Below are 7,172 nucleotides of genomic sequence, written 5' to 3'. Positions count from 1 at the left end.
CCTCCGACCCGGAGGTGACCTGCGAGTTCGCGGCCGACAGCTCCTCGGCGGCCGCCGCCACCGTCTGCGCGGTCTCCATCACACCGGCCACGACGCCCCGCAGCGCGTCCTGCGCCGCGATCAGGGCCTGGGCCATCTGCCCGATCTCGTCCCCGCTGCGCACCTCGGGCCGCACCGTGAGGTCGCCCTGCGCCATGGCGTCGACCGCACCCTTGACCTCGACCACGGCTCGTCGGATCGAGTTCGCGAGCACCACGCCCGCGATCGTGGCGGCGAGCAGCCCGAGGACGAGGATCGCGATCGTCCGGATGACCGCGGTGGTCGCTTCCTCCTCGGATCGGTCGGCGAGCAGGACCATCGATGCGGTCACCTCGTCGCTGACCAGGGTGAGGTCGCCGATCATCTTGGCGCCCAGGTCGGCGGCGCCGCCCGCCCGGACCGCGGCGAACGTCGGCCGGTCATCGGCCATGGCTGCCGCCATCAGGTCGCCGTCGACCACGGCGCGGTAGTTGCCCCACGAGGTGGTGAACTCGGTCCAGTTCTCCGGGTTGGTGCCGTTCGCTGCCTCGAACGCCGCGGCGAACTCCGTGGACGAGGTCTCCATGACGCCGAACGCGGCCTGCAACTTGTCGAACTGGGCCTGCTTGCCCTCTCCCTCGTACGCGGCGACGAGCGGGATGTACATCCGGACGTTCCAGAGCGCGTCCTTGAGGCCCTGGAGCGACGTGTTCACGGAAGCCTGCGTGTCGGCCATCTGTGCGGCGTTGGACTTGACCTTCTCGATCCCGATGGCGGCGAAGGTGCCGAGCACGATCGAGAACACCGCGAAGAGGGCGACGAGCCCGAGGATCTTGGCTCGCACCGAGACGCGGGTCAATCGCGGGGTCCGGACGGACGGGGTGGTGATCGTGCTCACGTGGCGCTCCTTGGAGGTGATGTACACCGCCTACTCCTTGGAGGTGATGTACATCACCTATCGGTCGCGCCGCTCCGGGTTACATGAATCTGCACCACGAGGACGGTGTGACCAGCGTCACCATGCACGCCGGGGGCGGCCACATCCGGGCCGCGGGTCGTGCGGGATTGTCGGGGCCGGTGGGCCCGCACCGAACAACGGCGCCCCGAGGGACGCCGTCGCCGACAACGAAGAAGAGAGAGTTATCAAGCGTGCAACATCAGATGTCGCTACGGGTCGAGCCCGGTCGGCATGTCCTCACGTGGACAATTCGCGCGTGGGTTCTCTCTCCTCGGTGCTGTTGTACTGCCTTTGTACTCCTGGAGGGACTTCCTTGGGAAGAGCCGGTCGTGAACGACGCAGGGCGGCCGGCGGTCCGGTCCGGATGATGGACGCCGCGTCCACCGGCCGATCAGGCCCGGCGGGACCGGACGCGCGCGACCGCCCGCCAGGCGATGGCGCCGACGCCCAGGGCGACGGCGACCGCCCCGACCGTGATGACCGGCGTCGGCGGGGCGAACTGCGAGCGCAGCGAGACCGGGCGGCTGAAGGTCAGCACGCCCCAGCCGTTGCTCGCCGCGATCCGGCGCAGCGCGCGGTCGGGGTTCACCGCGAACGCGTGCCCGACGGCGGCCAGCATCGGGGTGTCCGTGATCGAGTCGGAGTAGGCGTAGCTCACGGCGAGGTCGAGGCCGACGTCGTCGGCGAGCTCCCGGATCGCTGCGGCCTTGTTCTCCCCGTACGCATAGAAGTCGATCTCCCCGGTGTAGCGACCGTCGGCGACCGTCATGCGGGTGGCGATCACCCGGTCGGCACCGAGCACGGCCGCGATCGGTTCGACGATCTCGGCCCCCGACGCGGAGACGATGACGACCTCGCGGCCGGCGGCGTGGTGCTCCTCGATCAGGGCGACGGCCTCGGCGTACACGGTCGGATCGATGAGCTCGTGCAGGGTCTCGGCGACGATCTGCGACACCTGGGCCACATCCCAGCCGACGGCGAGGGCGGAGAGCTGGGCGCGCAGGCGCTCGGTCTGGTCGGCGTCGGCCCGGCCGACGAGATAGACGAACTGGGCGTAGGCCGTGCGCAGGACGTCGCCGCGCGTGATCAGCCCGCCGGCGAGGAACGGGCGGGAGAACGCCGTCGCTGACGACGTCGCGATGATCGTCTTGTCGAGGTCGAAGAAGGCGGCGCCGGGGAGAGGCTCGAGGCCGCCGGCGGGGCCGTGCGCGGTGGGGCCGTCCGCGGCGGGCGGGAGCGGTGTGGTCATGGCTTCTCCTCTCCGTTCGGCGGGCTGATCCTCATCGGGCGAGCCTAACGACCGCCGCCGACCGACCCCAGGTCGGCGAAGCCGTCGGACGACGCACATCCGTGCACGCGCGGTGGGGTGCGGGGCCGGTGGCGGGGCGAGCATGGCGGGGCAGGCATGGCGGGGCGGGTAGGGCGGGGTGTGCGCGGCGGGTGACCCCGGACGCGTGAGGGTCTGCGGGAGGAGGGTGCGGCATGGCAGACGGTCGACTCATCGGCGTGGTGGGGGCGCGCGGCGGGCTGGGCGCCTCGTCGCTCGCCGCCGCACTCGCGCAGCGGCTGGCCCGGGAGCTGCGCCCGGGCGGGCGCGGGCGCCGCGGACGGTCGGGGCGTGGCGGGTCGGGGAGCGGCGGGCCCGGCTTCGGTGGCCCGGGCCCGGGCACGGGCACAGGCACGGGTGGCGGGGTGGCGCTGGTGGATCTGGGGGCGGGCGGGGGCATCGATGTGCTGCTCGGGGTGGAGGGCGTCGGCGGGCTGCGCTGGCCGGACCTGACCGGTGCGCGCGGTGCGGTGTCCGGTGCTGAGCTGACGGCGCTGCTGCCGCTCTGGTCGGGCGTGACCGTGCTCAGTGCCGACCGGACCCGGCCCGGGTGGCCGCGTACCGAGGTCGTCGCCAACGTGCTGGACGCGCTCGCGGCGCGCCACGACCGGGTCGTCCTCGACCTCGACCGGGGCGATGTCCTGGCGGGGCGGGGCCCCCTCGACCGTTGCGGGACGGTGCTGGTGCTGGCCGCGCGGGATCTGCGCTCGGTCGCCGGCGTCCTGGCGCTGCGCCCGGCCTTGCGGACCGCGGTCGCGGACGTGCGGCTGGTGGTGTGCGGACCGGCCCCGGGTGGCCTGGGGGTGCTCGAGCTGGCCCACGTCGTGGACCTGCCGCTCGCGGCGTCCATGCGCCCGCAGCGGGGGTTCGACGCCGCACTCGAGCGCGGCGGCGGGCCCGGCCCCGGGCGCCGCGGGCCACTCTCCCGCGCCGCGGACCGGCTCGCGGGTGGTCTGGCGTGAGGGGCCCGCGATGAGCACCACCACCGACGTCGGCCAGGGGGTGGACGGGGCGCTGCTCGCGGAGGTGCGCGGCCGGTTGGTGCGTTCCGGCGGGGTGCCGTCGACCGAGCACGTGATGCAGGTGGTGCGCGAGTGCGGCGCCGTGCTGGGCAGTCGGGCGCTCGCGGACCTGGTCGCCGTCGTGCGTGCGGAGCTGCTCGGCGCCGGGCCGCTGCAGGGGCTGCTCGAGGAGCCCGACGTCACCGACGTCCTGGTCAACGGCCCGCGGGACGTCTGGGTGGAGCGGGCGGGCCGGCTCGAGCAGGTCGACGTCGATCTCGGCACCGCGGAGCAGGTCCGCACCCTTGCGGTGCGGCTCGCGGCCGCGGGCGGACAACGGCTCGACGACGCCAGCCCGGTCGTCGACGCGCGACTGCCGGACGGCTCGCGGCTGCACGCCGTGCTGCCGCCGGTGGGGGGAGCGTGCACGCTGCTGTCGCTCCGGGTGCTGCGGCGGCGGGCGTTCACCCTCGCCGACCTGCTCGCGAGCGGCGGCGTCGCGCCCGCGCTCGAACCGGTCCTGCGCGGGCTCGTCGCGTCCCGCGCCAACGTGCTCATCTCGGGCGCGACCGGGACCGGCAAGACGACTCTGCTCGCGACGCTGCTCTCGCTCGTGCCGGCGGACGAACGCATCGTGTGCATCGAAGAGGCGGGGGAGCTCGAGCCCGATCATCCGCACGTCGTGCGGCTGCTCGCGCGGCGCGCCAACGTGGAAGGGGTCGGCGAGGTGGGGCTGCCCGATCTGGTCCGCCACGCGCTGCGGATGCGCCCGGACCGCATCGTGCTCGGCGAGTGTCGAGGGGCCGAGGTGCGCGAGGTCCTCACGGCCCTGAACACCGGGCACGAGGGCGGCTGGGCCACGGTGCACGCGAACACCGCCGCCGACGTCCCCGCCCGGCTCGAGGCGCTGGCCGCGCTCGCCGGGATGGGGCGCGAATCGGTCGCCGCCCAGGCGTCGAGCGCGCTCGATGCGGTCCTGCACCTGCGGCGCGACGGCGGTCGACGGCGGCTGGCCGAGATCGGCGTCGTCCGGCGGGGCGGGGCCGGGGAGCTCGTCGTGGTTCCCGCGCTGACCGTCCGGGGTGCTGGGGAGGCTGCGGGCGTTGCCGGTACTGAGGGCGCGGGGCGCGCTGCGGGCCCGGGGGCTGAGGTCGACGTCGGGCCGGGATGGGAGCTGCTTGCTGCCCGCGTCGGGCTCGCGGATCCGCAGGTCGCGGGGTGAGCGGCGCGGAGGTGCTGATCGCGCTGTGCATCTGGTGCGCGCTCCTGGCTGCGCGCGGACCCGACGGCCGTGCGGCGGGTGGGATCGGGCTCGGGGGGAGAGGGCTCGGGTCAGCAGGGCGCGGGACGGAGCGGCGGACCGCGCACGCGTGGGCGGTCTCGCCCCTGGCTCGGAGGGGGTGGCGGAGCCGTTGGCGCCGGGGCGTGCCGGACCAGACGCGGGATCTCGCCGTCGTCGTCACCGAGGTCGCCTCCCAGCTGCGCGCGGGCGCAGACCCCGGACGTGCGTGGGAGCAGGTGCTGGGGCGGCCGGTCGGCGGGGACGGGATGCCCGACGTCGACACGCTCGCCCTGCTCGGTGCGGGTGACCGGTCCCAGGCGGCCGCCGTCGTCGCAGCCGGCGCACTGGCGCGGGAGCTCGGCGCGCCGCTCGCGCAGGTCCTCGACCGGGTGGCCGACGGACTGGCAACCGCGGCCGAGGCCGAGGGTGAGCGCCGGGCTGCCCTCGCCGGACCGCGGGCGACCGCGCGGGTGCTCACGGGGCTGCCGGTGCTGGGGGTGGTGCTCGGTGCCGCGGTCGGCGCCGATCCGGTCGGGGTGCTGCTGGGTGGGGGGCCCGGGACGGCCGCTCTCGTGCTCGGCGTGATGCTCCTTCTGGTCGGCCGGTGGTGGATCTCGAGGCTCGTGCGCCGGGCGGCGCGCGCCGGACGGGTCACGTGAGGGGCTGGGCGTGAGGCTTGCAGCTGTGGCGATCGCGCTGACCCTGTGTCTGCTCGGTGCGGGGGCGCCATGGCTGGCCGTCCGGTCGGCGGCGCGACTCCCGGTCGTGGGCGTCCGGGCCCGGCCCGATCATGCGGAGGTGGCTCGGGCGACCGGATCGATCGGCCCGCCCGGGCGCCTCGACGTGCTGGTCCTTCTCGATCTCCTCGACGCCGCGATCGCTTCCGGCGTCAGCCTGCCTCGGGCGTTGGCCGCGGTCGGCGATGCAGCCGGCGGCGTGGACGGCGGCGTGCTCAAGCTCGCGTCGTCGGCCCTGGTCATGGGGGCGGACTGGTCGACCGCGTGGGTGGCCGCGCCGGTCCGGCTGGACCCCGTGATCGAGGGGCTCGCCCCAACCTGGGTCACCGGGGCTGCGCCCGGACCGGCGCTGCGGGCCGCCGCCGCCCACCTGCGCAGGGAACGCCGTACGGCCGCGAGGGAAGCCGTCGGGCGGCTCGGCGTCCACCTCGTGCTGCCGTTGGGGCTGTGCTTCCTGCCGGCCTTCGTGCTGATCGGGCTGGTACCCGTCATGGTCTCGCTCGGTGCAGGGCTGGTCAGTTGAGCAGACCACAGGGCAGCCCGTCCGGTGGACCGTCCCCCGTCGACGCCCGCGGCCGATCGCCGCGGGACGTCCGTCGCGCACGGTGGGTGCTCGCTGTCACCGGAGAAGGGAGCACCATGACATCGTTTCTTGCCAACGTCGTCACTCGCACGCGCGGGCGCGCCGAGGCCGGCATGGCGACCGCGGAGTACGCGATCGCCACCGTCGCCGCAGCCGGGTTCGCCGGGCTGCTCGTCGTCATCCTGCGCAGTACGGAGGTGCGGGGGCTGCTGCTCGGGATCATCCGTGGGGCGCTCTCGCTGTGAGGGCGCGCGAGCGGGGCAGCGTCACCGTCGAGCTGGCGCTCGCGCTGCCCGCGGTGGCGCTCCTGCTCGTCGCGGTGCTCGTGCTCGGGTCTGCCGCCGTCGGACAGCTGCGGTGCGCCGACGCTGCGCGCGCGGGTGCGCGGGCTGCCGCCCTGGGCGAGGAACCGGCTCAGATCGCCGCGACCGCACGGCGGGTCGCCGGCCCGGGCGCCGCGGTGGGCGTCGACCTGAATGGGGAGTGGGTGACCGTCACGGTCAGTCGCGGGGTGGTCGCCGGGCCCTTCTCGAGTGCGCCGCTGCGCGCGCAGGCGTCGGCCGTCGCGCGGGTCGAACCGTGAGGGGTCAGGCCGTGAGAGGTCCAGCCGTCAGAAGCACGGCCGTGAAAGTCGTCGGAGGTCGGGCGGGTGCGGCCGACCGCGGTTCCGGCACGGTCCTGACGGTTGGGCTGGTCGCGGTCGTTCTGGTGCTGATCGTGGCGATCTCGCTCCTGGCGCGGGCGCAGTCCGCCCGTGGGGCGGCGCAGACCGCTGCGGACCTGGGTGCCCTCGCGGCGGCGCAGCACCTGGTCGGCGGGCCGGGTGGTGAGACGGGCACAGGCGTCGGTATCGACGGGAGTCGCGGCGCGGGGAGTGCGGGTGCGTTGGCCGAGAGTCCGACGGCGTGCGCGATCGCGCGCGCGGTCGTGGTCGCCAACGGCGCCTCGATGACCGGCTGCGTCCTGCTCGGTGGCGGCATCGTTCGGTTGACCACCGCCCGGTCGAGCGGGCTCGGAGTGGCGACAGCGAGTGCTCGAGCTGGTCCGTCGGCTCCGTCGGCTCCGTCGGCTCCGTCGGCTCCGTCGGATCCGGAGGGCTCGGCCGCGGTATTCGGCAGGCCATAGCGGATTTGGCTGAAATTGCCTGGCTCCAGGTCTTGTCCGAATCATCCGGATCTAGTAGCATTCGTACTAGTGTACTGTGTCGCTTAGCGTGGATATGGCACGCTCAAGATTGTCCGCTCAGGACCACAAAGACGGAGTTGC

General features: G+C 74.5%; 9 protein-coding genes. 7 read left to right on the top strand and 2 right to left on the bottom strand.

Annotated elements, in window-relative coordinates; translation table 11 throughout:
* The coding region (locus EUA98_RS19100; RefSeq protein WP_130104272.1) for a HAMP domain-containing protein at nt 1-916 on the bottom strand (916 nt) is incomplete at its 3' end.
* Between the two features lie 451 nt (nt 917-1,367).
* Nucleotides 1,368-2,225 carry an HAD family hydrolase gene (locus EUA98_RS19095; protein ID WP_130104271.1) on the bottom strand — a complete coding sequence of 286 codons (858 nt, stop codon included), beginning with the start codon at nt 2,223-2,225 and terminating at the stop codon, nt 1,368-1,370.
* Between the two features lie 233 nt (nt 2,226-2,458).
* Here EUA98_RS19095 and EUA98_RS19090 point away from each other — a divergent pair, with 233 nt between their 5' ends.
* The 7 genes from EUA98_RS19090 (at nt 2,459) to EUA98_RS19060 (ending at nt 7,031) form a co-directional block, all read left to right on the top strand.
* Nucleotides 2,459-3,265 carry a CpaE-like family protein gene (locus EUA98_RS19090; RefSeq protein ID WP_130104270.1) on the top strand — a complete coding sequence of 269 codons (807 nt, stop codon included), beginning with the start codon at nt 2,459-2,461 and terminating at the stop codon, nt 3,263-3,265.
* A gap of 10 nt (nt 3,266-3,275) precedes the next feature.
* Nucleotides 3,276-4,526 (top strand): TadA family conjugal transfer-associated ATPase, encoded by a 1,251-nt coding sequence (locus EUA98_RS19085; protein ID WP_130104269.1) that lies wholly within the window; start codon nt 3,276-3,278, stop codon nt 4,524-4,526.
* 203 nt (nt 4,527-4,729) lie between these two features.
* Nucleotides 4,730-5,245: a type II secretion system F family protein gene (locus tag EUA98_RS19080; RefSeq protein WP_130104268.1), complete on the top strand. Its 516-nt coding sequence runs from the start codon at nt 4,730-4,732 to the stop codon at nt 5,243-5,245.
* 10 nt (nt 5,246-5,255) lie between these two features.
* On the top strand, nt 5,256-5,846 hold the full coding sequence (locus tag EUA98_RS19075; protein ID WP_130104267.1) for a type II secretion system F family protein: 591 nt from the start codon (nt 5,256-5,258) through the stop codon (nt 5,844-5,846).
* Between the two features lie 116 nt (nt 5,847-5,962).
* The gene (locus tag EUA98_RS19070) at nt 5,963-6,151 is read left to right on the top strand and encodes a DUF4244 domain-containing protein (protein WP_130104266.1); all 189 of its coding nucleotides are present in this window, start codon (nt 5,963-5,965) and stop codon (nt 6,149-6,151) included.
* Nucleotides 6,148-6,489, top strand: a complete 342-nt coding sequence (locus tag EUA98_RS19065) for a TadE family type IV pilus minor pilin (protein ID WP_130104265.1) — start codon at nt 6,148-6,150, stop codon at nt 6,487-6,489. The genes EUA98_RS19070 and EUA98_RS19065 overlap by 4 nt, the downstream gene beginning before the upstream one ends.
* Before the next feature lie 41 nt (nt 6,490-6,530).
* Nucleotides 6,531-7,031, top strand: a complete 501-nt coding sequence (locus tag EUA98_RS19060) for a pilus assembly protein TadG-related protein (protein ID WP_130104264.1) — start codon at nt 6,531-6,533, stop codon at nt 7,029-7,031.
* The last annotated feature ends 141 nt before the right edge of the window (nt 7,032-7,172 follow it).

The sequence above is a fragment of the Pengzhenrongella frigida genome (genome assembly GCF_004168625.1).
In the GTDB taxonomy this organism is placed as follows: Bacteria; Actinomycetota; Actinomycetes; order Actinomycetales; family Cellulomonadaceae; genus Pengzhenrongella; species Pengzhenrongella frigida.
This window is presented reverse-complemented; position numbering and strand designations above follow the sequence as displayed.

Excerpts from the sequence above, each read along its gene's own strand:
- EUA98_RS19095 (WP_130104271.1), bottom strand. The coding sequence starts at position 2,225 with ATGACCACACCGCTCCCGCCCGCCGCGGACGGCCCCACCGCGCACGGC.
- EUA98_RS19090 (WP_130104270.1), top strand. The coding sequence starts at position 2,459 with ATGGCAGACGGTCGACTCATCGGCGTGGTGGGGGCGCGCGGCGGGCTG.
- EUA98_RS19085 (WP_130104269.1), top strand. The coding sequence starts at position 3,276 with ATGAGCACCACCACCGACGTCGGCCAGGGGGTGGACGGGGCGCTGCTC.
- EUA98_RS19070 (WP_130104266.1), top strand. The coding sequence starts at position 5,963 with ATGACATCGTTTCTTGCCAACGTCGTCACTCGCACGCGCGGGCGCGCC.